At 63.0% G+C, this 25,454-nt stretch carries 20 protein-coding genes; 7 read left to right on the top strand and 13 right to left on the bottom strand.

Annotation, left to right across the window (positions count from 1 at the left end):
- Positions 1-380: 380 nt before the first annotated feature.
- On the bottom strand, positions 381-2,315 hold the full coding sequence (locus tag KF733_08350) for a hypothetical protein (GenBank protein ID QYK55012.1): 1,935 nt from the start codon (positions 2,313-2,315) through the stop codon (positions 381-383).
- Positions 2,316-2,527: 212 nt separating this feature from the next.
- On the opposite strand from KF733_08350, the gene KF733_08345 reads away from it, so the two are divergent.
- From KF733_08345 to KF733_08330, 4 genes are all read left to right on the top strand, one after another.
- Positions 2,528-3,793 (top strand): type II/IV secretion system protein, encoded by a 1,266-nt coding sequence (locus KF733_08345; protein QYK55011.1) that lies wholly within the window; start codon positions 2,528-2,530, stop codon positions 3,791-3,793.
- Between the two features lie 104 nt (positions 3,794-3,897).
- On the top strand, positions 3,898-4,203 hold the full coding sequence (locus KF733_08340; protein QYK55010.1) for a DUF1905 domain-containing protein: 306 nt from the start codon (positions 3,898-3,900) through the stop codon (positions 4,201-4,203).
- 641 nt (positions 4,204-4,844) lie between these two features.
- Positions 4,845-6,767, top strand: a complete 1,923-nt coding sequence (locus tag KF733_08335; GenBank protein ID QYK55009.1) for a PhoX family phosphatase — start codon at positions 4,845-4,847, stop codon at positions 6,765-6,767.
- A 243-nt stretch (positions 6,768-7,010) separates the two neighbouring features.
- Complete coding sequence (locus tag KF733_08330) at positions 7,011-8,798, top strand: hypothetical protein (GenBank protein QYK55008.1); 1,788 nt, start codon at positions 7,011-7,013, stop codon at positions 8,796-8,798.
- A 67-nt stretch (positions 8,799-8,865) separates the two neighbouring features.
- Here the strand turns inward: KF733_08330 and KF733_08325 are convergent, their stop codons facing one another.
- Entirely contained in the window at positions 8,866-9,330 is a 465-nt protein-coding gene (locus KF733_08325) for a hypothetical protein (protein ID QYK55007.1), read from the bottom strand.
- Positions 9,331-9,517: 187 nt separating this feature from the next.
- Between KF733_08325 and KF733_08320 the strand changes: the two genes are divergently transcribed.
- Complete coding sequence (locus KF733_08320; protein QYK55006.1) at positions 9,518-12,190, top strand: hypothetical protein; 2,673 nt, start codon at positions 9,518-9,520, stop codon at positions 12,188-12,190.
- A gap of 153 nt (positions 12,191-12,343) precedes the next feature.
- A complete protein-coding gene (locus tag KF733_08315; GenBank protein ID QYK55005.1) occupies positions 12,344-13,279 on the top strand; it encodes a metallophosphoesterase in 936 nt (311 codons plus the stop codon).
- An 83-nt stretch (positions 13,280-13,362) separates the two neighbouring features.
- Here KF733_08315 and KF733_08310 read toward each other — a convergent pair whose 3' ends face one another.
- The 4 genes from KF733_08310 to KF733_08295 all read right to left on the bottom strand — a co-directional run bounded on the left by KF733_08310 (position 13,363) and on the right by KF733_08295 (position 17,915).
- The gene (locus KF733_08310; protein QYK55004.1) at positions 13,363-13,878 is read right to left on the bottom strand and encodes a DinB family protein; all 516 of its coding nucleotides are present in this window, start codon (positions 13,876-13,878) and stop codon (positions 13,363-13,365) included.
- Between the two features lie 19 nt (positions 13,879-13,897).
- Positions 13,898-14,374, bottom strand: coding sequence for a VOC family protein (locus tag KF733_08305; protein QYK55003.1), 477 nt, complete (start codon positions 14,372-14,374; stop codon positions 13,898-13,900).
- Positions 14,375-14,648: 274 nt separating this feature from the next.
- Positions 14,649-16,763: a catalase gene (locus tag KF733_08300; GenBank protein ID QYK55002.1), complete on the bottom strand. Its 2,115-nt coding sequence runs from the start codon at positions 16,761-16,763 to the stop codon at positions 14,649-14,651.
- Between the two features lie 141 nt (positions 16,764-16,904).
- Positions 16,905-17,915, bottom strand: coding sequence for a prepilin-type N-terminal cleavage/methylation domain-containing protein (locus KF733_08295; GenBank protein ID QYK55001.1), 1,011 nt, complete (start codon positions 17,913-17,915; stop codon positions 16,905-16,907).
- A 93-nt stretch (positions 17,916-18,008) separates the two neighbouring features.
- Between KF733_08295 and KF733_08290 the strand changes: the two genes are divergently transcribed.
- A complete protein-coding gene (locus KF733_08290; GenBank protein QYK57162.1) occupies positions 18,009-19,016 on the top strand; it encodes a glycosyltransferase family 2 protein in 1,008 nt (335 codons plus the stop codon).
- On the opposite strand, the gene KF733_08285 is transcribed toward KF733_08290, so the two are convergent.
- The 7 genes from KF733_08285 to KF733_08255 form a co-directional block, all read right to left on the bottom strand.
- A complete protein-coding gene (locus tag KF733_08285; protein ID QYK55000.1) occupies positions 19,007-19,735 on the bottom strand; it encodes an ABC transporter ATP-binding protein in 729 nt (242 codons plus the stop codon). The genes KF733_08290 and KF733_08285 overlap by 10 nt on opposite strands.
- Positions 19,732-20,601 carry an ABC transporter permease gene (locus KF733_08280; GenBank protein ID QYK54999.1) on the bottom strand — a complete coding sequence of 290 codons (870 nt, stop codon included), beginning with the start codon at positions 20,599-20,601 and terminating at the stop codon, positions 19,732-19,734. The genes KF733_08285 and KF733_08280 overlap by 4 nt, the downstream gene beginning before the upstream one ends.
- Positions 20,602-20,610: 9 nt before the next feature.
- Positions 20,611-20,985 (bottom strand): FKBP-type peptidyl-prolyl cis-trans isomerase, encoded by a 375-nt coding sequence (locus KF733_08275; GenBank protein ID QYK54998.1) that lies wholly within the window; start codon positions 20,983-20,985, stop codon positions 20,611-20,613.
- Between the two features lies 1 nt (position 20,986).
- Entirely contained in the window at positions 20,987-21,625 is a 639-nt protein-coding gene (phoU, locus tag KF733_08270) for a phosphate signaling complex protein PhoU (GenBank protein QYK54997.1), read from the bottom strand.
- A gap of 71 nt (positions 21,626-21,696) precedes the next feature.
- Positions 21,697-22,647, bottom strand: a complete 951-nt coding sequence (locus tag KF733_08265; GenBank protein QYK54996.1) for an ABC transporter ATP-binding protein — start codon at positions 22,645-22,647, stop codon at positions 21,697-21,699.
- Complete coding sequence (locus KF733_08260; protein QYK54995.1) at positions 22,648-23,505, bottom strand: NAD(+)/NADH kinase; 858 nt, start codon at positions 23,503-23,505, stop codon at positions 22,648-22,650.
- Positions 23,502-25,427, bottom strand: a complete 1,926-nt coding sequence (locus tag KF733_08255; protein QYK54994.1) for a tetratricopeptide repeat protein — start codon at positions 25,425-25,427, stop codon at positions 23,502-23,504. The genes KF733_08260 and KF733_08255 overlap by 4 nt, the downstream gene beginning before the upstream one ends.
- Positions 25,428-25,454: the final 27 nt, after the last annotated feature.

Here is a 25,454-nt window from a genome sequence, read left to right as displayed (position 1 = left end):
AAAGACGAGTCGGTCGTGAGGCTCTTTTGTATAATTAGCTAGCGGAGACTGTGCGACTTTGATAGTCCTTGCGCTCTTGCCCAGGGCGACCAGTACTGCTTCGATCACAATCCGATCTTGTATTATGTGGCGAATGCCTGACACATCGGAACCCGTATCTGTGCGCTCAGCAAAGCCCTCCTCCCAATTTCTTCCCAGCCCAACTGTGAAATGAATCGTGCATTGATCTGGCTTTTGAAGGGCAATCTTTGTGGCAAGTGATCTTACGTCATCGTTAGCGATCAAGCGCGGCGCAGCAGGGCTCTTGTCTCCTTCGTGCTGAACGCTGCCAGTGCATCCCGCACAAAGGATCAGAAAGCAACAAGTGACTACTAAGCCCCTCACCACTTATACTCCCCACTTGTGACTCGTTTGGGGAACTGGCTCTGCTGGTAAACCCAGATTGACCGAGGATTAGGTTGAGGCGCATTACCAACCAGTCGCTGATCCGCACGGGTTAGAGCTTCTCGGAACGTCAAGCCATTTGCAAGCGCCTGCCAGAAAAAGTCTCGCCAATCACGGTAGGACTTCGCGGGCCCGCTTGGTCCATTGAATGACACTTGTCCGTTAAACCCGAGGAAGGCACCCTCGAAAATCTCTCGGTCAATGTTGAAAGCATCTGCCCATCGGTCGTGCGGCTGTCGAGTCATAAAGGTCTGCCAGGGATCAGCCGGCACACCACTCTTGTTGCATCCTCCAGAGTGGCAGGTGTCCAACCACGCAAACCTGTACTGGCGGCCCTGAGTCCAATATGGAACTGTAATAAAGCTCCAGCCTTTCACAGCCGATCCAAAATTACGTACGTATACGTTGGCTCCGATCTTGGCCGTGCTTTCTGTTTGCCCTTCGGTTGCTCGGTAACCGTGACCATCGAGGTGAAAGAAGTCGCAGCTAAATCGAATCCATTTGCATATCTTTTGAACCATGGTTCGGCTAACTGTTTCATTCTCAGACAAGGTGTATACTAGCCAGCTAAAGCTGGTCGTCGTCTGACTCATTTGTTGAAGGTACGCGGCGACTCGGGAGGCATAAGCTATCCCTTCACTCCTTAGCGGTTCGTTGGCTGGATAGTTGATGATGGAAAGGAATTGGGGACTTTGCCCGACCTTGACAATGCGGTAGAAGAAGGTGCCTCCACCGCCAGTGCCCTCTATTCTCCACTTATAGCTTCCATCCCCGACCGCATTGTTTTGGCTATCCTTGCCGTCCCAGACTATCGCGAAGCGGCGGTCGTCGAACGTCCATGTCCTAAGCGTCTGCCCGGCTTGACTCTGAAGTTGGATCGTCGTCGTTCCCGCCTCTCGGAACGTGCCCTGGATCGCGCCGTACTCGCTGCCGCCCGTCTGACATACGCCGTCGTTCGAGACTGAGGACAGTTCGTTCGACACGTTAAAGTAGAGCGGCGGGCTGGAGTGCAGGGCCGTCTGCTCGTCGGTCGACGACAGCACGATCTTGTACGTCCCACCGCCGACGAGGAGCCGATTGAGCTCGCCTCCGCTCATATCGACGCTATTGGCCAGTTGCGTGGTGTCGAGGTCGAGGCGGATAGTCTGTGAGGAGCCGCCGTTCGACTCGGTGGCGGACGCCGTTCCGTAGAGGCGGTCGTTGACGTAAACGTCGTAATGCTCTTGGCTCGGGTCCGGGTTGGCGAGGAGCACGGTCTTCGTGCCGCTCCAGGTCGTACCGCCGGTTGGGGGCCAGTTGATCGTGGCACCGCCCCCTGTCTTCGTGACGGTCCTTTCTGGAGAGGCCGCGAGGAGCGTCCCTCCCGCATTGCGTAGCTCGACCTTGTAAGTGTACGCAGTGTTCTCGGCGGCAGTCGTGTCCACGAACTGGGCGGTGTCGGTCACCTTGCCCACTTGTAAGAACTGGCCCGTGCCTTGCTTCCTCAGTATCTTGTAGCCGGGTAGCGTCTTGCCGTAGACGTCTTCAGGGAATCCTGTCCAGCCTAGCCACACTCCCCCCTTTCCAGACCGCGCCTCCAATGCCGTGATGGCAAGGTCTCCTTGCGCAGAGACTGCGGCCATCTTCGCCCTTTGGCTGTAACCCGGGGTGTGGGCGATGACCTGGGCCACGACCGGGCCGCCTGGGTTATCGACAGTCACCGTGAAGGTAGCGGTCTTCTGGCCATTCGGCACCGTCACAGTCGGCGGCGTCGTGACTGAACCGTCTGTCGTCTCCAATTGGACGACCGTGGCCGAGCCCACGTTCTGGCTCATCACCACTGTGCCGACCGTCTGAGTCGAACCGATCACAAAGTCCTGCGCTAGCTGCACAGACTCAAGATACGCTGGGGGGGGGGGGGCGCCAACATCAGAACGGCAGCGAACAGAGCGATCATGCCCAGGCTTTTACCGTGACAGTGGGTCTAAAGTCAAGCCTGCGATGAAAGATTTTTGCCACAGGTCGAACCAACCCGATCCAACCCGAACCAACCCCAACCGCCAATCGCCAACCGCCAACCGCCAACTGCTAACATCACACACAGATGAGCGTGCAAGAGCAAGGGAACTGGGGGGCGGCTAAGAAGTTCCGCCTCATCCTCCGCGAGTCGGGCCAGACGCGCGAGATGGGCGGGAACGAGATGTCGCTCGCCGTCGGCATCGTCGACAACATCATGATGCAGGCGCTGGAGAGCAAGACCAGCGACATCCACCTGCAGCCCGAGCGCGACCAGCTCAAGATCCGCTTCCGCCAGGACGGCGTGCTCACCGAGACCGGCTTCCTGCCCCCTGAGCAGGCCGCCAACGTGCTCGCCCGCCTCAAGCTCGCCGCCGGCATGCGCATCGACGAGACCCGCGAGCCCCAGGACGGCCGCATCGACATGGAGAACGACGGCCGCCGCCTCAGTGCCCGCGCCAGCTGCGTGCCCTGCCTCAACGGCGAGAAGTTCGTCATGCGCCTCCTCGACCCGCAGTCGATGAAGGTCGAGCTCTCCGCGCTCGGCATGCCGCCGGACGTCGAGGCGAAATGGCGCCAGGTGATCCAAGTCCCCTACGGCCTTATCCTCGTCACCGGCCCTACCGGCAGCGGCAAGACGTCCACCCTCTACGCCAGCCTCAACCAGCTCGACAGCCGCAAGCGCAATATCGTCACGGTCGAAGACCCCGTCGAGTACGAGTTCGACCACAACATCGCCCAGGTGCAGGTGACCGAGAAGGTCGGCTTCCCGCGGGTGATGCGCTCGTTCCTGCGCCAGGACCCGGACGTCATGATGGTCGGCGAGATGCGCGACCCCGAGTCGCTCGCCATCGGCATCCAGGCCGGCCTCACCGGCCACTTGGTGCTCAGCACCCTGCACACCAACAACGCGATCGAGTCGGTCGGGCGCATGGTGGACATGAACGCCGAGCCGTACCTCATCGCGGGCGTGCTCGTGGCGATCATGGCCCAGCGCCTCGTCCGCACGAACTGCCCCAAGTGCAGCGCCCCCCACCCCTACTCGAAGGAGGAGCTCACCGCCATCGGAATCGGCCCCTCCGACATGGCCGGGGCACGGCTGCTTAAAGGCGCCGGCTGCGAGAACTGCCGCGGCACCGGCTTTAAAGGCCGAGTCGGAGTCTTCGAACTCATGGTCGCCAACCGCGAGGTGAAAGAAGCCGTGGCCCGCAACGCCGGCTACGCGGAGTTCATGGAGACGGTGCGCAAGCAAGGCTTCCGCACCATGCTCGAGGACGGGAAGCAGAAGGTGCTCGCAGGCGTGACGACGCCGGACGAGGTCGTGAAGGCCGTGTATACGCAGGCACTGGAGTAGCCGCGGCACGGGGCGTGCCGAGGCATGAAGTCGCCTTTGGAAGGCAGTAGATAGGGATCGGAGCGAGTTCCATGCCTGATGTCTGAGGCATCATTCACGTTCGCATGACGATCGGCTTCAAAGGAAAGATCATCTATTGGAGGGGGCCCGCGCCGCACTACTTTGTCGTTGTGCCGGACGACCTGTCCGCAGAGATCAAGGCGGTCGAAAAGCTCGCCAGCTATGGCTGGGGGTGCATTCCGGTTCGGGTTCGGATCGACGAGACCGAGTGGTCGACTTCGCTCATGCCAAAGGACGGGCTCTACCTTGTCCCGATCCGGGCAAGCGTCCGCAAGCCGAAAGGGCTCGACGAAGGGCATGAGGTCGAGCTCGAAGTCGAGATCGGCTTAACTGGCCCCCCGGGGGAATAGGCCCGGCGAGTGGCCCGGTCTGCCCCGGAGGGCAGGCCGGGGGCCAGGTCGCGGGACCACCGGCCGTATGGGCAAGAGCCTGCGCACCCTCACCTGTCGCCGGAGCGACCAGACCAGGCCACCCTCACTCCGGGGAGCATTTGAATGCCTAGGCACGTCGCGTGTCGAGGCGACCGAGAACCAGCAAGGGGAGGTGCATGGCCCGCAGTCCCCCCGGCCCAGCCGCGACTCTGGCAGGGCCCGGTCCGTGCCGTAGCCGTGCCACAGCCGTGCCACAGCCGTGCCAACGCAGTGGTTTGCACGTGGCGGGTGGCGCGGTCTGGCCCGGTGGACAGGCCGGGGGCCAGGGAGCGTGGCCAACAGCCGAGCTGCCAGGAGTCTGCGGATCCTGGCCTGTCGCCGGAGCAACCAGGCCAGGCCACCCTGGTTTACACTCAGCCACGACGGTGAGTGACCGAAGGAGCTTTGAAGAACCGGCCACGCGAGCCGGTTTCCGGAGGGACAGTCCTGCGATCAGTTGTCTGGCCTTCATCCCGGGTCAGGCCACGTAGCATGAGTTAGCCTGGAGTGCGGGGGCTTTAGCCGGGCTGGGGGACCCGGCCTTATCGCAATTTTAACAATGATGAGGGCATCCTTGACGGATGTCCGATTCAACGCAGCGCCATTACGACGACGACCCGATCGTGCGGTCCACCGGAGGGTCGGGACTTCCCTTCGCCGAGATCGTCGAGCGGCGCTTGCGACGGCGGGACGTGCTGAAGGGCGCGCTCGGGACGTTCTTGACGCTGAGCGGCGCCTCTGCCTTCAGCCTGCCGCACCCGGTGATTAAGAGCCCGACGGGGCTGGACTTCAAGCCGATCGGCCCGAGCACGGCTCCAGGCGTGGTCCTGTCGCCGGGATACCGCTGGCAGCCGCTCCTGCGCTGGGGCGACCCCATGTTCCCTGGCCAGGCTGAGCCCGAGCCGGGCAAGATGGACGCCGCCACCCAAGCGCGGTGCTTCGGCTACAACTGCGACTTCGTCGGGTTCCTGCCGCTTCCCTACGGATCTGAAAACTCGGACCGCGGCCTGCTGGGCGTGAACCACGAGTACGCCAACCCGGAACTGATGTTCCCGATTCAGAACGAGAAGGAGGTCACCGCGGAGATGGCGGCGGCCTGCATGGAAGCGATGGGGTTTTCGGTCGTCGAGGTCGAGCGGAAGGACGGACGGTGGGCCACCGTGGTGGACAGTCCTTACAACGCGCGCTACACGGCCACGTCGCCCATGCGGGTGAGCGGCCCGGCCAAAGCCGACCCGCGGATGCGGACGAGCGCCCACCCAGACGGGCGCTGGTGCCGGGGCACGATGCAAAATTGCGCGGCTGGCAAGACGCCCTGGGGCACGGTGCTGAGCGGCGAGGAGAACTTCCAAGGCCAGTTCGGCCACGCCACGAGCTACACGAGCGAGAAGGACCGCCGCAGCGCTGAGCGGTATGGGCTTGGGAAGGCTGAATCGTCCTACGCCTGGGAAAGGCACATCGACCGGCTGGACTGTCGCAAGGAGCCGAACGAGGCCTATACCTTCGGTTGGATCGTCGAGATCGACCCCTACGACCCGGATTGGACGCCCGTCAAACGGACGGCCTTGGGCCGGTTCCGCCACGAGGCCGCGACCTCGCACGTCACCAAGAACGACCGCGTGGTCATGTACAGTGGGGACGACGCACGGTTCGAGTACGTCTACAAGTTCGTCTGCGACAAGCCCTATGACCGGAGCGACCGAGAGGCGAAACGCAGCCTGCTGGACGAGGGCGTGCTCTACGTCGCCCGGTTCGACGAGGACGGCACCGGCGTGTGGCTGCCCTTGGTCCACGGAAAAGGGCCGCTGACGGCCGAGAACGGGTTCGACAGCCAGGCCGACGTGGTGATCGACGCACGGATCGCCGCCGACCTGGTCGGGGCCACCAAGATGGACCGGCCCGAGGACATCGAGGTGAACCCGGTCAACGAGAAGGTCTACGTCGTCTGTACGAACAACGTGGACCGGGCGAAGGAGGGCAAGCCCGGCACGGACGCCGCGAACCCGGTCGAAGGCAACCGGCACGGTCACATCATCGAGCTCGTCGAGGCCGATGGCGACCATGCGGCCACGACGTTCGCTTGGGAGCTCTTCATGGTGTGCGGCGACCCGGCGGACGACCGGACGTTTTTCGCGGGCTACCCGAAGGAGGGCCTGAGCCCGATCTCCTGCCCGGACAACATCTGCTTCGACCCTCGGGGCAACCTTTGGATCGCGACGGACGGGATGGAGTCTGCGCTGAAGTTCCGCGACGGGTTCTTCGCCGTGCCGACCGAGGGGCCCGAGCGGGGCAAGCTGCGGCAGTTCATGGCGAGCGTGGTGGGCAGCGAGGTCTGCGGCCCCGAGTTCACCCCGGACGGCACGACCGCGTTCCTGGCGATCCAGCACCCCGGAGAAGGCTCGAGCTTTTCGGACCCCTCGACGAAGTGGCCGGACGGCACCGGCGTCCCGCGCCCATCCGTGATCGCGGTCCAGTCAGAGTCGGGCGGCGTGATCGGATCGTAGCGGGTGCCGGGCCCCAGTTGCACGCGATCTTCGACCGCCCGGAAGCCGTGCTCTCACCCCCTGGCCTGACGTGTGGGGTCAGGCTTGGTTTAATCTTTCTTCTGAAAATAGTGAGAATTTTCGTAGAATGTCTGCTACAATTGCCCCCTGTACTGGTGAGGAATCGGTATGGGAGACGACCGACTACAACGCGGTCGTCTGGCAGGGGTTTCGAACTCACGGATTGCATAGAGAGACAGAACCATGAAACGGCCCATCGTCATCCTGATGCTTCTGCAGTTCCTGCTGTCAGCCGCGTTTGCGGCACCTGACAAGGTCTACGTCTTCAACGACGACCGCGACCAGGCCAACCAGTTCGCTAAGAACTACATCTGGCAAGACCTCGGCTTGCTCGAGCCGGACGGCAAGCCGGGGACTATCCAACCCAACGGCGATATCACGAACAGCCAGAACCAAAAGATCGGTTCCGTGATCAAGGACGGGCAGGGCCGTGTGATCGGCTACCGCAGCCTCGACGGCACGAAGGAGGCTTACGATGTCAACCGGACCACCACGAACATGGCGTGGATGGCCGTGGCCCCTAACGGTTGCTTCGTCGTGATGAAGCACGGCGGTGGCAGGAACGGCACTCAAGGTGGAGGAGTCCACCTTGACGGCGGCCGCACCTTCGACGGCGTCCGGCCCCAGGGGCAGCAAGGCGGCACGGGCGCAGGCTTCCAAAACAACAAGCCGCCCAAGAACCCGAGCGGCGGCTATGAACTGACCCCCCGCCCGGGTGCGAACATCAAAGTCACGCTTTACGTCTGCAACGGCGGCACCGACCCGGACGGGCCGGGCGGACCAAAGAAGTCAGTCGGCCAGAGTTTCGGGGGTGTCCCGGGTGTGGGGACGGTCGAGGACTTCCCTCGCAAACTGGCGGGTTACATTGATTGGGAGTTCACCAAAGGCACCCCGCAGCAAAGGGCGGCCGCGTTGCGAAAGCTCAAGAAAGAGGCGAAGGAGCGAGGGTTCATGCCGCCGAACAGCACGAAGGTCGAAGACGCCAACGTCAGCGCTTTCATCAACTCCCTGCCTGCCGGCACCGCCTACGCCTTTCTCAACGACCTGATTCGGAACACCGGCGCGTGTGTCGGACTGCGTTACCGCACGGATCCCCCGGTCGACTTTGGCATCGACCCGCCGATTTACGAGCCCGTGGCCCAGTACGACGCTGGAATGGCTTTTGTCTATACGTTCGACCCTCAGATCTCCATGCTCACGGCAAAAGTCATCGCAGAACCCGGTGACCTCGTCGAGGTCGAAACGTTCCAGCTCGACATCTTCGAACCACCGAAACCCGCTCCGTTTGGGCGCTTCTGCAGCGGAATCTTCGATTTCCGGGACGCAGGGGTCACGAACATGACCACCGGACTGCTCACTTACGAACTGGAGTTCATCGGCAATCCGGGTCGCATCACGCCTATGTTCTACGACTTCGTGGCAGACGACTGGACGCCGATCCCGCCGAGCTTCGTCGGGCCGACCATTAGGTTCGACATTCCCGGACAGCGCATGGTCTCGGTCGTCGAGAACGTGCAGCCCGTCCTCATAGAGAACGGCGTCGGGGTGCTTGGCTCCGTCCTCGATTACGGAGTGTGGTCGCCCGAGGACTCGGCCGACCTCGACCTCACGATCAAGACCGGCGGCCCGCAACAGTCGCGCACGACGTACACGAGCCTTTTCCAGCTTGACTGCCGGGCGACTGCGATTCCCGAACGCCGGCTCGACATCCGTTGTGTCGCCCGCGTGGACCAAGTCACGGCGAACCTGACGGTCGAGATCCTAGACCGTAACCAAAACCAGTACGTCACGGTCGGAACGGCGAACCTCACGACGAGCGACAGGTTCATCCAGATCTTCGGCGTGGACGCGACGAACTTCCTGGACGGCGAGGGACGGTTCTCGATGCGCTTGCGCAGTACGCGGACTGGCCCCCTGCTCTTCCCCGGCATCACGACGACGTACTCCCACTTCGAAGTCGTAGGATACTGACGCGACCCGACGAGCGGCCCGTACCTGGTGCGGGCCGCTCACCGGGCAAAAACCGCCTCTGCCTATCCTAAGCCTGTCCTATGCCCTGGAAGGTGCCGCGGATGGGGTCGCGTCGGCCGTTGGCGTAAACAAGGGTGAGGAAGGATCCCATCCAGAGCCAGGCGGCGGGGCCGAGCGACTGGAGGCGAAGCTTGTTTACGTTCGCTTCGTCCGCGGGCAACTCGGTGAAGAAGAGCGTGACCGTCAAGAGCCCGACAAAGACACAGCCCAGGGAAAGCAGGGTCACCCAACGGCCGCGGGACAAGACAGAGCAGAGCATGGCCAGCGCATAAAGCGGGTTCGCGAACCAGGCTAATTGGCCGTAGAGGACGCCCATCCACCCCAGCAGCAGCACCTCCCATCCGAACATCGAGTCTCCGTTCTGCCAATGCAGGCACGGCAGGGCGCAGGACGCAAGGAAGAGCGCCACGGACACGAGCAAGACCCGCGTGCGCCGCTTCTCCGGCGAAGGCTTTTGAGGGGCAGGCACCATGGAACGACCCCCAATCATGGCCGCAAACCGCGGAGGTTTTCTTGTCGCGACGGGTACCGAGTCAGCCTGGTCGGGCCGATGCCCGGCGCGGCTCCTCTGGGGCCGAACCGGGGCTCTGTCCGGGGTGGAGGCGTGACATCGCTTGTTAACGCGAATTTAACAGGAGGCCCGTACACTTCACGGGTTCATGCTTGCGACTCTCATGCTCCTCGCTTGTCAGGCGGCTGACGTTCCATTCGTCTTCCGTGCTCCTGCGGACAAGGAGTACGCCAAAGTCGTGCCGGGAGGCACGACCATCTTGCCCAACGGACGTCTTCTCACCCCGAGCGGAAGGCGGCTCTATACGGGCCCGGACGTCTGGCAGACGCTCCTCTCGCGCGACGGCAAGACCCTCGTGGCGTTTGCTGAGAACGAACTCTCGGTCTACCGGGTCGACGAGCCCAAGCCCCAGAGGCGGGCCGTCGCCCTGAAGGAGCTGGCCCCCGCCGGCGTGTTCTCGCCTGACGGGACAGTTCTTTTGGCCAGCCGAGGCGACGCGGGCAAGGTCGCGGTCCTCTCGACCGCGGACTGGTCGGTGAAATCCGAGTGGGACGTCAACGCGGGCACCTACGGGCGGTACATCGTGGACATGGCCTACTCTCGGGACGGCCGGTACGTTTTCGCCCTGGACGTGGCGCGACAGGAAGTCCTCACGCTCGACTCCACCAGCGGCAAGATCGTTTCGCAGGTGGACGGGGGAAGACAGCCGTACGCCTTGGCCCTCTCGGGCGACGGGAAGAAGCTGTTCGTCGCCAACATCGGGCTCTTCGACTACAGCAAGATCCCGACGACGAACGACCCCGAGTTCGAGAAGGCGGGCCTGACGCGGCCGGCCTTCGCCTACCCGAGCGAGGAAGCGACGAAGGGCGTGCAGTTCGAGGGCCGCTTTGTCCCCGGCCTCGGCGAAGACGGAGCCCCCGGCGCCCAATCGGTCTACCGGTTCGACGTCTCCACGCCGACGGCGCCCAAGTTTGAGCTCCACGCCAAGTGCGGCACGATGATCCGCGGCATCACGGAAGGGGGGATCGCCGTGGGGGGCAGCGCCCCGAACGCGCTCCTCCTGCAGGGCGGCCTGCTCTACGTGAGCAACGCGAACAACGACACGGTCCAGGTGTTCGATGCGGCCTCGATGAAGACGGTGAAGAACATCCGTCTTTCTCCGATCCCCGAAGTCAACGCCCTGCGAGGCGTGATCCCCAGCGGCATGGCCATGGACCGGGCCGGCAAGACGCTCTACGTCTGCGCCAGCGGCCTGAACGCCGTCGTCGTCATCGACCCTAAGAAGGGCGAGGTGAAGGGCATGCTGCCGACCGGTTGGTTCCCGATGCAGTTGAGACTGAACGCAGACGAGACCAAGCTCTACGTCGCCTGCCAAAAGGGGCTGGGCCGAGGGCCCCGCGGACCCAAGCACCCGCGACCGGAGAGCGACGAGCGCCACGGCTTGTCCGACATGCCGGGCATGGTACTGGAGACCGAGGTTCCCAGCACCAGTTCCCTTCCCAAGCTGACGGCCCAGGTGCTCAAGAACAACGGCCTGGTCAACGTGTACGACGCCGACCGCGAGAACGCCCCGAGCCCGATTCCGACCCAACCTGGGCAAAGGAGCAAGCAGATCAAGCACGTGGTCTTCATCACGAAAGAGAACCACACGTTCGACGGCATCTTCGGCGGGCTGAAGGGCGCCAAGGGCGAGCCCGACTACGCCGAGTTCGGCATGGAGGGGTGGATCACGGAGAAGGGCAAGGGCGAGCGCCTTCCGATCATGCCGAACCACACCCGGCTCGCCGAGCAGTTCGCCATCAGTGACAACTTCTACATGGAGCCGCAGGCGAGCGGGGACGGGCACCGGTGGCTGATCGGCGTCTATCCCTCGCTCTGGACCACGCGCCAGTACTACGCCGGGTGGAACTTCCGCGCCGACGACGCCACCAAGGGACGACTCCCGGGCATCGGCAGCGACGGGTCGCAGATCCCCGAGGACTTCCTCGAGAACGGCTCGATGTGGGAACACTTTGAGCGGGGCGGCATCAGCTTCCGGAACTACGGCGAGGGCTTCGAGTTCCCCGGTCAGATCGAGCCCGGCAACCCGCCCAAGACCGGCTCGGTCCTCCAGGTCAACCATCCGCTGAACAAGGCGCTCTGGGACAGCACCTGCTGGGAGTACCCCGTCTACAACACGAACATTCCCGACATCGCCCGGGTCGAGTGGCTGAAAGAGGACGTCGAGAAGAACTTCCGTGCCAAGGGTAAGCCGCTGCCGCAGTTCATCAACATCACCCTGTGCAACGACCATGGCGACGGCAAGCGGCCCGAGTGGGGCTACCCCTACGTCTGTAGCTACATGGCCGACAACGACCTCGCGCTAGGCCGCCTGGTCGAGTGGCTCAGTCAGCAGCCCGAATGGGAGAACATGGCCGTCTTCGTGACGCAGGACGACTCGGGCGGGGACAACGACCACGTCGACCGGCACCGATCGTTCGTGCTCGTTCTCGGCCCCTATGCCAAGCGAGGCTACATCAGCCGGGACCACACGTCGATCATGTCGATCCATAAGACGATCTACCAGATCTTCGGCCTCGGCCCGAACAACATGTTCGACGCCCTGGCGACCGACCTGCGGGACATGTTCACGGTCGAGCCAAACCTGACCGGCTATTCCCACGTCGATTCGGACCCCCGCGTCTTCCAGGCCGAACTCGCGTACAAACCGGGCGACCCTCGGTTCAAAGACCGGAAGTGGATGCCTGCCCAGACGAAGATGGACGATCCCGACTTCATGGAATGGATGAACAAGCGAGGCCTCAAGGACGATGACGACTAACCCAACGAAAGCCAAAACCTAGGCTTTCCGCACCGCCACCTCCGCGCCACCGTTCCGAAGCCCCCCAGGGACGGCTGGCGCATGTCAGAAAGGTAGCGTTTGAATCCGGCCGAACAGTGTTTTCGCCAGGTTCTTCCGAGTACCATCTGAGGCATGGCCTTGACCCGAAGAGACCTGTTCGCCGCGACCGCGGCCGGAGTGTTGTTGCCCGCCGTCTGCTTGCCGGCACCGCGGCCCGACCGTAAACGCGTGCTTCGCATCGCGCACCTCACCGACATCCACGTGCAGCCCGAGAAGGGCGCGCCGGAGGGCATGGAGGCGTGCCTCGCCCACGCGCAGTCGCAAAAGGACAAGCCCAACCTGATCGTCACAGGCGGCGACCTCATCATGGACGCCTTCGGCGCGAGCGAAGAGCGGACCAAGACGCAATGGGACATCTTCACGCGGGTGATGAAGGCGAACGCGGAACTGCCGGTGCGGCACACCGTGGGCAACCACGACGTCTGGGCCTGGGGGTTGGGGGACGCGCACGAGAAGCACCCGATGTTTGCCAAGGCGTGGGCGTGCCACGCCTTGGGTTTGGAGAAGCCCTACTACAGCTTTGACCAGGCGGGCTGGCACTTCGTGGTGCTGGACAGCACGTTCCGCGCGGGCAATGGTTACACGGCAAAGCTCGACGATGAGCAGTTCGAGTGGCTCGCGGACGATCTGGCCAAGGTGGATGCCAAAACGAACGTGATGGTCGTCAGCCACATCCCGATCCTAGCCGTGTGCAGCTTCTTCGACGGGGAGAACGAGAAGTCTGGCAACTGGGTCATCCCAGGTTCCTGGGTCCACATCGACGCTCGCCGCATCAAGGACCTCTTCAAGAAGAACCCGAACGTGCGGCTCTGCGTCAGCGGCCATGAGCACTTGACCGACCAAGTGGTCTACAACAACGTCGCTTACTTCTGCAACGGGGCGGTCTCTGGCGGGTGGTGGGGCGGCGACTACCACGAGTGCACCTACGGCTACGCCCTCGTCGACCTGTTCGACGACGGGAGTTTCGAAAACCGCTACGTACCTTACGGCTGGAAGACTCGCGGCTGAGGAAGGGCCATGGGAGAGCGGGTGGCGAACGAGGGAACTTCGCCACCCGCCCCTTCCGTGCTCGCCCCCCTGTCTTCGGAACGCTAGTTGAAGTCCGGCAAGTTGAGGTGCTGCTGGTAGGGGCCGATCTCCTCCCGGTAGAGCGAGGCGTACGACTTATAGATCTGCCCTAGGTGGTAGAGGTCGTGCGCCACCCAACCGGCCAGCTGGTTCCGCACCGATTCCGTGCCGAACTCCGGGTCATGGACCGACCGTTCCATGTCACTTTCGGCAAGCCCGAGCTCGAGCAACAGCTGGAGCGACCGACGCCGCACCGCCTCGAATTCGCGGAGCATGTCCTCGACCGTGTGCGCCTGGGCATAGTCGGTCTCCAGGATGTCCTGGCCGTCTTCCCGGTATTTGGGATCCATCACCCGTTTGATCCGAAAGATCCAGCCCCATTCGCGCTCCACGATGAGCAAGTGGGCCACGGCCTCGCGAGGACTGAAGACGTCGGGCGTGTGTTTCGCGTCCAGCCACTCGTCAGGCTGCCCGCGTAGGGCCGCCGCCAGCATTGCGGGGGTGCGGCCGAGAGGTTCGGTATATCGGGATAGGTCCATCGCCCGTGCGAGAGGGTTTTTATCCCCGGCGAGCGGCGTCGATCTTGGCGACGTCGATTTTCTGCATCGTCATCATCGCCTCGAAAGCGCGCTTCGCTTCGTCACCGCCAGCCTCCATGGCCTCGGTGAGGGTGCGGGGCGTGATCTGCCAGGAAAGGCCCCATCGGTCTTTGCACCACCCGCACTCGCTCGCTTCCCCGCCGTTGCCCAGGATGGCGTCCCAATAGCGGTCGGTCTCCTCTTGGTCGTCCGTGGCGATCTGGAAGGAGAACGCCTCCGAGTGCTTGAACACGGGGCCGCCGTTAAGGCCCATGCACCGGATGCCGCAAACGGTGAAGTCCACCGTGAGGACGTCGCCCTGCTGGCCCCCGGGAAAGTCGGACGGCGCCCGGTGGACCGCGATCACTTCGCTGTCCGGGAAGGTCTTGGCATAGAACTCGGCCGCCTCAAGCGCGTCCTTGTCGTACCAAAGGCAGATCGTGTTTTTTGGTGTCATGGTGTATCCGTGTTTCCTTGCAGCCCAGCCGAAACGCTTGGCTGACGAGTGAGACGCCATTTTGACCACACTGGTCTGGGTCGCGTCCTGGAGTTATAGGACACCGCTTGGAAACGGGACGTCTCACCGAGCGGCAAGCGCCAGGGAACCTCACATCCAACCCCCTCTCCTTCGCGGTAGGAGAGGGGGCTCCGGAACGGGGCGAGATCACCTTGCTTCCACGCCGCCCGGCCCGTTCCGGCCAATACTCAAGCAACCGAACCGCAAAAGAGCCTCAAGCGGGCACCTCGTCCTTTCTGTCCCGTTGCCAGAAGCGGTGTTGGCCAAGCGCGTTGGCGAGGGCATGCGCCAGCTCGGCGGCTGAGTCGGCCCGGGTCGTGAGCACGCCCTTGTCCTCGAGGAGGCTGGCCCCCTCAGCGAAGCTCACGCCGACAATGTTGGAGGCTTCCAGAAGCCCGACCCCGTCGCCGCTCGCCGCGACCGGCTTGCAGTGCTTGAACGCCTCGTTCACGAAGTGCACAGCGTCGCCCTGCGACTTGAGCTTCTCCAGCGCACCGGTGCCGCCGGGGACGTAGACCGCGTCGAAAAGCACCGAGGCCGCGGTTGAAAAATTATGGTCGGCCATCACTTCGGAACCGTCGGAGGTCTCGACCCTTCCGCTCATTGGGGCGACCACCTCACAGGTCACGTCGTGCTGCTTCAGCGCTTGCTTAAGCTCATTCGCTTGATTGCCGGCAACACCGGCGGCGACAAGGATCGCGACCTTTCGCCCTCTGGCCGTCCGCTGCGACCTCTCCATACTGAGCGCTGGTGACGAACCAATAGGCGCAAGCTTGCTTCGCGGAGTCCGAGACGTCGTCTCCTCCAGGTAGCTGATATCGCCATCTACTTTCTCCACTCCGACGTGGGGGGCGGCACGCTCGGCGATCTCGGGTGAGACGCGGTAGAAAAGCTGGATCATGCGCTCGCGGATATGCATATGCTCAACTTTGCCAAGTTCGAACTTGATCGCCTCGACGAGGTGCTCCCTTTCGGGCTCGGACTGGGAGTTCCAAAAGAGTTCGGCCTGGCTGAAATGGTCGTCGAAGCTTTCCGGCCGGCCGCGCGTTTTCACGCCTTCTTGAGGCTCGGGGTGGCTGGTGAATCCCCGCTCACGGTCTTCGTGGGGCTTGCCCCCAGCCAGCGAGTTAGGCTCGTAGTTGACGCGTCCCTTGTCCTGCTCCATGCGCATGAAGCCGTCCTGGTTGTTATTGAAGACCGGGCATCGAGGGCGGTTGATCGGCACCTGGTGAAAGTTGACGCCGCCAAACCGGTTGAGCTGGGTGTCGAGATAGGAGAAGAGTCGCGCCTGGAGGAGCGGGTCGTTCGTGAAGTCGATGCCCGGCACAAGGTGGCCGGGATGGAAGGCGACCTGCTCGGTCTCGGCAAAGAAGTTGTCGGGGTTGCGGTTGAGCGTCATCTTGCCGACCCGGCGCACCGGGACTAGCTCTTCCGGCACGATCTTGGTGGCATCCAGCACGTCGAAGTCCCACCCCGCCGCCTCCTCTTCGGTGAAGAGCTGTAGGCCGAGTTCGAACTCGGGAAAGGTGCCCTGTTCGATGCGCTCCCAAAGGTCTTTTCGATTGAAGTCGGGGTTCTTGCCCGCGATCTTTTGTGTTTCGTCCCAGACCAAAGAAGAGAGCCCTTCGGTAGGTTTCCAATGGATCTTGCAGAGTGTCGACCGCCCCTCCGCGTTGGTCAGCCGGAAGGTGTGCACCCCAAAGCCCTCCATCTTCGCGTAGCTCGTGGGGAGCGCCCGGTCGGAAAGCACCCACATGACCATGTGCATCGCCTCTGGGGTGAGCGAGATGAAGTCCCAGAAGGTGTCGTGGGCAGCGCTGGCCTGGGGCATTTCGTGGTGCGGCTCGGGCTTTATCGAGTGCACAAGGTCCGGGAACTTCATGCCGTCCTGGATAAAGAACACTGGGATGTTGTTGCCCACCAGGTCGTAGACGCCTTCGACCGTGTAGAACTTCGTGGCGAAACCGCGGACGTCACGTACGGTATCGGCCGAGCCTCGGCTGCCGACCACGGTCGAGAACCGGGTGAACGTCTCGGTCTCCAGGCTGGGGTCGGTGAGGAAGCGCGCGCGAGTGAACTCCTTCATCGAGTCGTCATAGACCCGAAACACACCGTGCGCCGCCGACCCGCGGGCGTGGACGACCCGCTCCGGGATGCGCTCGTGGTCGAACTGGGTCATCTTCTCGCGGAAGATGAAGTCCTCCATGAGCGTGCCGCCGCGCGGGCCGGCAGTCAGCTGGTCCTGGTTATTGGCGACGGGACAGCCTTGGTTCGTAGTCAGCGTCTCGTGTTCTCGATCCTGTCCGGGAGGTGGAAAGCGGTCGTTCATGGCTTTCCTCCCCTAACGTCTTCCCGCTCAAGGGCGCCTGGGGCTTGGCGGAATCATCAAGAGGCTTCTGGGGGCAGGTCCAGGCACGAAGAAGCCCCCTTCCCCGTGGAATGGGAAGGGGGGGCCTGGATGCGAGACTGTCTACTCGAGTTCGAGCTTGGTAACCGGATCGACGACCGGGAGGCCGTTCAGCGAATAGGCGCGGATGCCCCAAAGGAAGTTCTTCACGTCGAACGTTCGGTAGAGCGGGACAAAGCGGGCGCTGGTGTCGCCGAAGACATAGTTGTTGCCTTGGTCGAACCGGCCGCTGTGCGTATAGCGCAGCGTGTGGGCAGGGCCGCCATTGGTCGTTCGGAGTTCGCAGCTGAAGATGGCGCCGACCATTCCCTTGCCGACGAACTTGCCTAGCTGGCCGTTCACATTGCCGCTGATGGTGAGCGCCTCAAGCGGGAGATCCGAGGGGCTGGTCGGGACGCTGGTGCCAGAGAGGTCGCCTTGGTTGCGTCGGCCGATGCCGAACGCCGGACGATACGTGCGGAACTCACCACCGGCAGAGACCTGCATGCAGAACTGCTTTTCGGTGGCAGGGGCGAGCAGGATCGTTCCGGACGGGCGGTCGAGCGCGGAGGCGACCACGACGTTTGCGGTGTCGCTTGCCTGGCGCTTGCGACCGATGACCGACTGGTTCGCCACATAGCTGATGCGGCCCACCTGCTTGGTGTAGACGCCGGCCTGGTAACCCTGGGCGGCGCAGCCGTCCACGGTGAGCTGCATCGGCGGCTCGCCATAGCCCCGGTTGTTCGTGGAGCGGTCCGTGCAACCGGGGGCCCAGCCCTTGATCGAGTCGGCCGGGCTCACGAAAATCTGCTCACTCTTCACGTAAGGAAGCAGCATCCAGCTCCAGTGGACTTCGTTCCCCGCGTTGTTGTCCTCGCGGTGGTTGCTCGGCATGTACGTGTCGTCGTTGTCGTTCAGGTACATCTGAAGCGCAACGCCGAGCTGCTTTGTATTGCTGAGATCGGAGATCTTCTTGGCCGCGACCTTTGCCTGGGCGAAGACCGGGAAGAGAATGGCGGCAAGAATGGCGATGATCGCAATGACCACCAAGAGCTCGATAAGGGTAAAGGCTCTCGCGGGACGGGTTCCACGCATACCGAACATTTTTTAGCCCGCATGTTAAGCGCATGTTAAGGGAAAGGTCCGGCTAGGACCGGTCCGTTCACTGTAGGTACCGTTTGACCTGGAATTCCCGGCAACTCCAAGGAACCACCCTTCGTCTTTCATAGCGGACTGCCCACTCCCTCGCCCGCCCCGAGCCTTACCGTCATCGTCGTCAGCTACAACACGGTTGACGCCTTGCGGCGCTGTCTCGCCAGCCTTGCGGCCGACCACAGTGCCGGCGTCGTGACCGAAGTCGTGGTAGTGGACAACGCCTCCCACGACGACTCGGTCGCAATGGTGCGCCAAGAGTTCCCCTGGGTACGGCTGATCGCGAACGACCGCAACGCGGGCTTTGGCGTCGCGAACAACCAGGCACTGGACTCGGTCGCGACGGACTTCGCCCTCTTGCTAAACCCGGACGCACTGGCCAGGCCGGGCGCCGTCGCCAGGCTGCTGGAGGTAGCGGCCGAGCCTGGCGTCGTGGCAGTCGGCGGCAAGCTCGTAGACCCCGGGACAGAACGGCCCCAAAACAGTTGTGCGAACGAATTGACCCTCTGGGCCGTGTTCTGCGAGCAGACCCTGCTGGAGAAGGCCTTCCCTCGCAACCCCGTCCTCGCCCCCTATTGGACGACTAGAGCAATCCTCTCCACAGGTTCAAGCGAGCCCCGTCCAGTCGGGCAGGTCCAAGGCGCGTGCCTCCTTTTCCGGCCGTTGGAGCGCTTCGACGAAGACTATTTCTTGTACGTCGAGGACACCGACCTCTGCCGAAAACTCCGGCGTCACGGGCGCATCCTCTACGTGCCGGACGCGGTCTTCGAACACGAACTCGGTGCCTCCAGCACGGGGAACCGGTGGATGTCGGTGGCGCGCTACAACCGGGGAAAAGAGCTCTACTTCTTGAAGCACCATGGGCCCGCGGCGATGGCGGCCTGCTTCGTGATGGATCGCTTCGGGGCGCTGATGCGGCTCTTTGGCTATCTGGCGCTCTCACTCGTGAAGCCCGGCCGGGGTTGGCAGGGGGTCACGCTTTTCGCACGGGTCCTCAGCGCTCCCTTCCGGGGACCGGCTATGCCCCGGGACGCTCAGCCCTGACTTTCGTAGACTCCAAGGACGGCTCGGGGCTCTCCATCCATCTCGACCTGGCCGTCTTTCAGCCAGAGGCAACGGTCGGCCACCCTCAGGACGCTGTCCGGATTGTGCGAGACAAAGAGAATGGTGCCGCCCTGGGCCTTGAATCCCTCGATATAGCGGTAGCACTTTTCTTCAAAGGCGTAGTCTCCGACGGCGAGCACCTCGTCCACGATCAGGATCTCCGCGTCGACGTGGACGGCGACGGCAAAACCCAGCCGTGCGAGCATGCCGCTAGAATAGGTCCGCACGGGCGAGTCTATATGGCTGCTCAGCTCGGAAAACTCTACGATATCGTCGAAACGTGCGACCACTTCCTTGCGCTTTAGGCCAAGGATCATGCCGTTGAACAGGACGTTTTCTAAGCCGGTAAGATCTGGATGAAACCCTGCGCCAAGCTCGAGCAGGGGAGCGATCCTGCCGTGGACCTTTATCGTCCCTTGGTCGGGGCGGTAAACGTTCGCCAAGAGCGATAGGAGCGTGCTCTTCCCCGCACCGTTCTTGCCGACAACTGCAACACATTGTCCTTTAGGAACGGTGAACGTAAGGCCTTTCAGAACCTCGAGCCTTTCCACCTTCCGTTTCTTCCACCAGAGCGCAGCCGTCTTTAGGGATCCGATTCCGCTATGGGATAAGACGAAGCTTTTCTTCAGCCCCTCGATCTCGATGGCGCTTGGGGTCATGGGCGTTCCACAAACCCCCATTTCAGGCGGTTGAACAAGGCATACCCACCGACAAGGCAGACCACGGAGACCACGCAAGTCACCGAGAAGAGGGCCCAATCGAACTGAAGGGCGGCGACGGTGCCCTCCGCCCCGCCGACGTCGATCGGGCCGGGCGGCACGAGCGTCTTCTTGTAAGCCGTTGCTAGCATCGCCACCGGGTTCAAGTGGAAGAGCACGAAGGCGAATTGTCCGAACGAGCCCTTGTCTCTGAGCGCGTACCAAACGTTCTCGCTGAAGTACATGATGGGCGTCAAAAAGAACGCCAGATAAAGGAAGACGCTCATCACATACTTTACGTCTTCGTAATAGACGTTAAGTGCGGAGACGATCAACGCGACGCCTGTGGCCAGGCTCAGGCTCACGAGCATCAAGACCGGCAAGAACGTGATGCGCCAGGTGAAGGGGGTCGTTGTGAAACCCGTGCTCGCCCAAACCGCGAGCAAAAAGCCGAAGAAGACGGTCATCGCGAGAATGAAGTGTATGAAGTTTGCGATCACGCTGGCAAGTGGAAGGATCTCTCGCGGAAAATAGACCTTTTTCACGACGGGAAGCGCCGCGATAATTGATTGTGCCGAGTCAAGGATCGCCAGGTTGACGAACATGAACGGGATGTAAGCGCTCAGGACGTAGGCGCTATAGTTCTCGGTCCCATTGCGCAAGAAAAGTTTGAAGACCAACCACATGACCATGACGGTCACGAGAGGATTGACGAGCGACCAGAAGAACCCTAAGAAGCTGTTCTTGTAGCGGATTTTCAGTTCGCGCTCGACCATAGCGGCGAGCAATTCCCGAAACCTGTAAAGTTCGACCAGCTCTGCCTTCACGGTGCGGGCCTATTTTGTCACAGCCAACAGTTCGACCCGGATGCGGACGGCGCCCGGCTCCTGAAAAACGCTGATTTTTTCCTCGCCGAAAAGTTCCTTTGGCACGGTGATGGTGCGCACACCTCCCACCCGCAGCCCGGCGACCCGGCCGCGCCAATTCCCGCGCTCTTCGGTCGAGACTTTGAACCGGTACGGCATGCGCCTTGTGGCGGTGTCCACCTTCAGGCGGTCGTCCACCCACACGGCGAGCTCACATGTGGCCACCGTGCCCCGTTCCGCGACCTCCCCCGTTCCGACGACCTCGTCCCGCACGGTGACCTTCACGACTTGGGGCGGCGCCTCCTGAGAGAGGATGCTGAGCAACGCGACCAAGACGAGGGGCACGCTACCGGATCCCCCGTGGGTGGGCGGCGGGCTTGCCCGTCACCATGAACGAGACGCGCTCCGCGATGTTGAGCGAGTGGTCCGCGATGCGCTCGACGTGATGGATCGCATAAAGCATCCAGCCCGCCGGCACGACTTTGTCCGGGTTCTGGATCATGTAGGCGAAGATCTGGCCACGAATATCGCGATAGAGCGAATCGACCTGCTCCTCCAGGCAGCTGACTTCTTCGAGGTCCGCGTCGGACTTCTTGACGAACATCTGGATCGCCATACGGAGCATTTTGCATGCGACGTTGGCCATCATGGGGATGTCGACATAGTCCGTCGCTCCAAGTTCCTTCTCCACTTTCAAAGTAATCTTCGCGACGTCGACGGCCAGGTCCCCGATCCGCTCGAGGTCGGTGATAAGCCGGATCACGGTGCCGATCTCGCGGAGCTCGCTCTCGTCGGATTGATGGTCCGAAAGAAGCTTCAGGCAGCGCTGCTCGACGTAGAGTTCCTGGACGTCCAGTTCGTCATCGTCGTCCATCACCTCATAGGCGGCGCTGGTTTCGAGGGACTGTAAGGAAGCGATCGCCTTGGTGACCATGGCTTCAGCGCGGCTGGCCATTTGCAAGACGTCTTGCTCCAACTCACGCATTTCGCGCGAGTAAAGTTGTGATGATTCGACCGGATCAGGGGGCATTGCAGTTCGCAAAGCTTCGGTAGCTCCTAACTTACCCCCGGCCCGGCAACGCTACTGGTCGTTTGGCTTTGCGGGATAGGGTTGTTACAAAGGACGAGACGAGTAGTCCACTGTTGCCGTTCAGGCCCAGCGCTGCGGCACGAGTCTAGGACCCGCGGACACCGACCGGCGAACCGGCACCCGGCACCAAGTTGGCGCGGATCCGGGACCTCTCCAGCGACTTCCGCGGGCAGCTTGCCAAGCGTCTCAAGCGTCGGTGATGAGGCGAGCAGCGCGGCCGTGTAAGGGTGGGCGGGGCGGTCGAAGACGTCTTCGATCGGCCCGCTCTCGACGATCTGGCCCATGTACATGACAGCGACGCGGTCCGCCAGGAAGCGCACGGTGGAAAGGTCGTGCGAGATATAGAGGAACGCGCAATTGAGCGTGCGTTGCAGGTCGCGCAGCAGGTTCAAAATCTGCGCCTGCATGCTGAGGTCTAAAGCGGCGGTCGGTTCGTCGCAGATGACAAGGGGCGGCTTGAGGGCGAGGGCCCGGGCGATGGCGACGCGCTGGCGCTGGCCTCCGCTGAGCTCGTGGGGAAATCGAGATACAAGCGCGGTGTCCAGCCCCACCTCTTCCATCACTTCCTCCACCTTTGGGGGCCGGCCGGAAAGTCGGAAAGGCTCGGCGATCGCGGCCTGGATGCGCCACCTCGGGTCAAGGCTTGCAAAGGGGTCTTGCCAGACCATGCCGACCCGCTCGGCCTGGCGACGGGTGACGCCGCGGACGGGCTCGCCTTGGACGCGGATCTCGCCTCGCACAAGGGGTTGCAGGCCGAGGACGGCCCGGGCGAGCGTCGTCTTGCCACAGCCGGATTCTCCGACGACGGCAAGCGTCTCGCCCGCATCGACGGAGAGCGAAACCCGGTCCACCGCAAGCACGACCCTGCCCGCGGTGTGGAACTCCACACAGGCGTCTTTGACTTCGAGGACGCTCATCTATTCGCGCGACAGGTCGCCATGGCTCCAGTGGAGGCGTTCGGAGAGTTTCTCAAGGAAGTCATGCTCGTCGAAGGTGATGAGGCGGGTGGCCCGCGGCGAGCGCGTGATCCGCACCCGGTCGCCGCTCAAGAGGTGCAACCGACTCTGCCCGTCACAAGAAAGGACGCTGTCGCCGCGCGTTTCCGCACCGATTTCGACCTGGCAATCGGGATGGAGCACGAGCGGCCGGGCCGAAAGGGTGTGCGGCATGATCGCCGTGATCAGCATGGCGTAAAGGGAGGGGTCAACGACAGGCCCGCCCGCCGAGAGCGCATACGCGGTGGAGCCGGTCGGAGTCGAGACCATGATGCCGTCCGCCGGATAGCGGCTCAGGCGGCGACCGTCCACTTTCACCTCAAAGGTCAGCATCCGTGCGGTCGCGGCCCTTTGCAGCACGGATTCGTTCAGGCAGTGGAGCGAGGCGACGACCTTATCGCCCCGTAGCAAATCGGTCTGGAGCATCATGCGCTCCTGGATTCGGCAGACGCCGTCGATAAATTGGCTGAGCGCCGCCCCGACCTCGTCAGGCTTGACCTGGGTCACGAAGCCGAAGCGTCCGTAATAAACGCCCAGGATCGGCGTCCCCCGGGCGGCGCAGACGTGCGCGGCCCGGATGAGGGTCCCGTCTCCGCCGAAGCTGATGACGAGGTCTGCTTCGGCCAGACGTTCCGGCGGCAGCCCTTCGACTTCCAGGACTGCCGCCGCTTCACGGTCTGTGGCCACGGTGTGGCCCCGTTCTTTGAGCCACCTCACCGTCGTCCTCGCCGCCCGGCTGGCGTCCGGGCGGAAGAGGTTGACCAGGAGGTGGAACGTCACCCGCCGCTCTCGGCTTTTTTCATGCGGTCGAGGTTGCGTCGAGCCGCGTCAAAGCCGGGATTGATGGAGAGGGCCTTTTCCAAGGCCTGGATCGCTTCCTTCCGGCGGTTCTGACGCTCCAAAGTCACTGCCAGGTTATTATACGGTGGCATGAAGTCCGGTCGTGCCGAAATCGCCGTCCGGAAGGACTGTTCCGCAGCTTTATTCTCGGAAGCTCGGAGCTGGTAGAGCCCGACCCCGTTGTTCGCCTCGGCGTTGTTCGGGTCCTGCTTCAGCACCGTGCGCCAGTGGAACCGTGCGCCGTCGAAGTCCTGCAGGTCCCAAAGGGCGTTCGCCAGGTTCAGGCGGACGTCGCTCCGGCCGGGGTTGGCGCGGATGAACTGCTTCCAGAACTCCACCGCCTCGGCGGTGCGGCCCGAACGGTACATGACGGCGGCGAGGTTGAGCTTCGCCTCCATGTCGTTCTGGTCGATCTGGCTCAGCTTCAGGAAGACCGGCAGGGTGGCGTCGTAGTCGTTCTGCGCCATATAGACGCTGGAGAGGTTGCGCAGGACGGCCTGGTCGTCCGGCGTCAGGGCGAGCGCCTTTTCATAGGCGGTGCGTGCGCCGGGCAGGTCGTTGGTCTGCTGGCGGGCGTAGCCCAGGTTGTACCAATAGGTGGACTGGTCCTTCGGATCGTTCCCGACTTGGCCCTCCATGCCTTCAAGAAGGCGGATGGCCTCGTCATATCGCCCTTGGCGCAAGCGCACGCTGGCGAGGGCCTGGCGTTGGGTCGGGTCGCTCTCGCCCATCGACATCGACCGCTCGATGTACTTGGAGGCTCGGTCAACGTCCCCGATCGCGGCGTAGGCCGCACCGGCATTGCGCTGGAACACGGCGTTCGAAGGCTCGGCGTCGGCAGCCTTGCCGTAGGCATCGGCCGCCTTGCGATCGTCGCCCTTCATCGAGTAGGCCTTCGCCAGATTGTTGAGGGTGTGGGCGTCGCCCGGCTTTCGCCTGAGGGCCTCTTCGCCTGCGCGAACGGCCTCGTCGGCGTCACCGGATTCGATGGAAAGGACGGAGAGGTTGTACCAAGGCGTGAACTGGTCCGAATCCAGCTCGGACATCCTCTTATAGAGGCGGGCGGCCTCGGCGCGACGCGGGGGATTCGACCGGGCGTAAGCGTGGGCGAGGTTGTTCAGGATCTCAAGGTCGTTCTCGCGCAGCGACGCCGCCTCTTCCAGAGAGGTCACCGCTTCCGCGTAGTTCTCGTCCTGGAGGGAGTAATAGCCGAGCCAAGCCAGGGCTGTGGCCCGGGTCTCCCGATCGGTCTCCAGGGACAGGACGCGCCTGAAATAGGCCTCCGCCTTATCGCCGTTGCCGGCTTGGACGCTGGCCCTGGCCAGGTTCGCCAAGATCGTGGGGTCGTCCGGGACGGCTTCGTGGGCGCGCTCCAGGTGGACAAGCGCCTCTTGCGGGCGGTTGTCGGCGAGCAGGGCGGCGCCCAGGTTCGCCTGGTAGTTCGGGTTCGCGGGCTGAAGTTCGACGAGGTCACGGTAGATGCTGATGACGTTGTCGCTGCGGTTGAGGGCGGTGTACGCGACCGCGAGGTTCACGAGGGTGTCCTCGTTCCCAGGCCGGATAGCCCTGGCCCGTTCGAGCGACGGTACGCTTTCCGCCGTCCGTCCGCTCCGGAGCTGGACATAGCCGAGCCAGGCGTGGACTTCGAAGAAGTCCGGCTGCTGCTGGGCGAGCGGCTTCAGGGCCTGGATAGAGCCTTCGGCGTCTTCCTTCTCGGTGAAGAGGGTGACCGCGTCGTGGAGCTTCTTTAGGTATGCCCGGGGCGGCTTGACCTCTTGCTTCTGCGGGGACGATTGTCCCATTCCAGATGTGGGCGCAAGCAGGGCTGCCAGACAACTGGCGACGATAAACGCACTTCTCATCGATAACTCTGAAGCCAAACGGGCTCC

Source organism: Fimbriimonadaceae bacterium (assembly GCA_019454125.1).
In the GTDB taxonomy this organism is placed as follows: domain Bacteria; phylum Armatimonadota; class Fimbriimonadia; order Fimbriimonadales; family Fimbriimonadaceae; genus JALHNM01.
The sequence above is the reverse complement of the archived record's forward strand: the minus strand, read 5'-3'. Positions and strand labels throughout refer to the sequence as shown.

Excerpts from the sequence above, each read along its gene's own strand:
- KF733_08345 (QYK55011.1), top strand. The coding sequence starts at position 2,528 with ATGAGCGTGCAAGAGCAAGGGAACTGGGGGGCGGCTAAGAAGTTCCGC.
- KF733_08340 (QYK55010.1), top strand. The coding sequence starts at position 3,898 with ATGACGATCGGCTTCAAAGGAAAGATCATCTATTGGAGGGGGCCCGCG.
- KF733_08335 (QYK55009.1), top strand. The coding sequence starts at position 4,845 with ATGTCCGATTCAACGCAGCGCCATTACGACGACGACCCGATCGTGCGG.
- KF733_08330 (QYK55008.1), top strand. The coding sequence starts at position 7,011 with ATGAAACGGCCCATCGTCATCCTGATGCTTCTGCAGTTCCTGCTGTCA.
- KF733_08325 (QYK55007.1), bottom strand. The coding sequence starts at position 9,330 with ATGGTGCCTGCCCCTCAAAAGCCTTCGCCGGAGAAGCGGCGCACGCGG.
- KF733_08320 (QYK55006.1), top strand. The coding sequence starts at position 9,518 with ATGCTTGCGACTCTCATGCTCCTCGCTTGTCAGGCGGCTGACGTTCCA.
- KF733_08315 (QYK55005.1), top strand. The coding sequence starts at position 12,344 with ATGGCCTTGACCCGAAGAGACCTGTTCGCCGCGACCGCGGCCGGAGTG.
- KF733_08310 (QYK55004.1), bottom strand. The coding sequence starts at position 13,878 with ATGGACCTATCCCGATATACCGAACCTCTCGGCCGCACCCCCGCAATG.
- KF733_08305 (QYK55003.1), bottom strand. The coding sequence starts at position 14,374 with ATGACACCAAAAAACACGATCTGCCTTTGGTACGACAAGGACGCGCTT.
- KF733_08300 (QYK55002.1), bottom strand. The coding sequence starts at position 16,763 with ATGAACGACCGCTTTCCACCTCCCGGACAGGATCGAGAACACGAGACG.
- KF733_08295 (QYK55001.1), bottom strand. The coding sequence starts at position 17,915 with ATGCGTGGAACCCGTCCCGCGAGAGCCTTTACCCTTATCGAGCTCTTG.
- KF733_08285 (QYK55000.1), bottom strand. The coding sequence starts at position 19,735 with ATGACCCCAAGCGCCATCGAGATCGAGGGGCTGAAGAAAAGCTTCGTC.
- phoU (QYK54997.1), bottom strand. The coding sequence starts at position 21,625 with ATGCGTGAGTTGGAGCAAGACGTCTTGCAAATGGCCAGCCGCGCTGAA.
- KF733_08265 (QYK54996.1), bottom strand. The coding sequence starts at position 22,647 with ATGAGCGTCCTCGAAGTCAAAGACGCCTGTGTGGAGTTCCACACCGCG.
- KF733_08255 (QYK54994.1), bottom strand. The coding sequence starts at position 25,427 with ATGAGAAGTGCGTTTATCGTCGCCAGTTGTCTGGCAGCCCTGCTTGCG.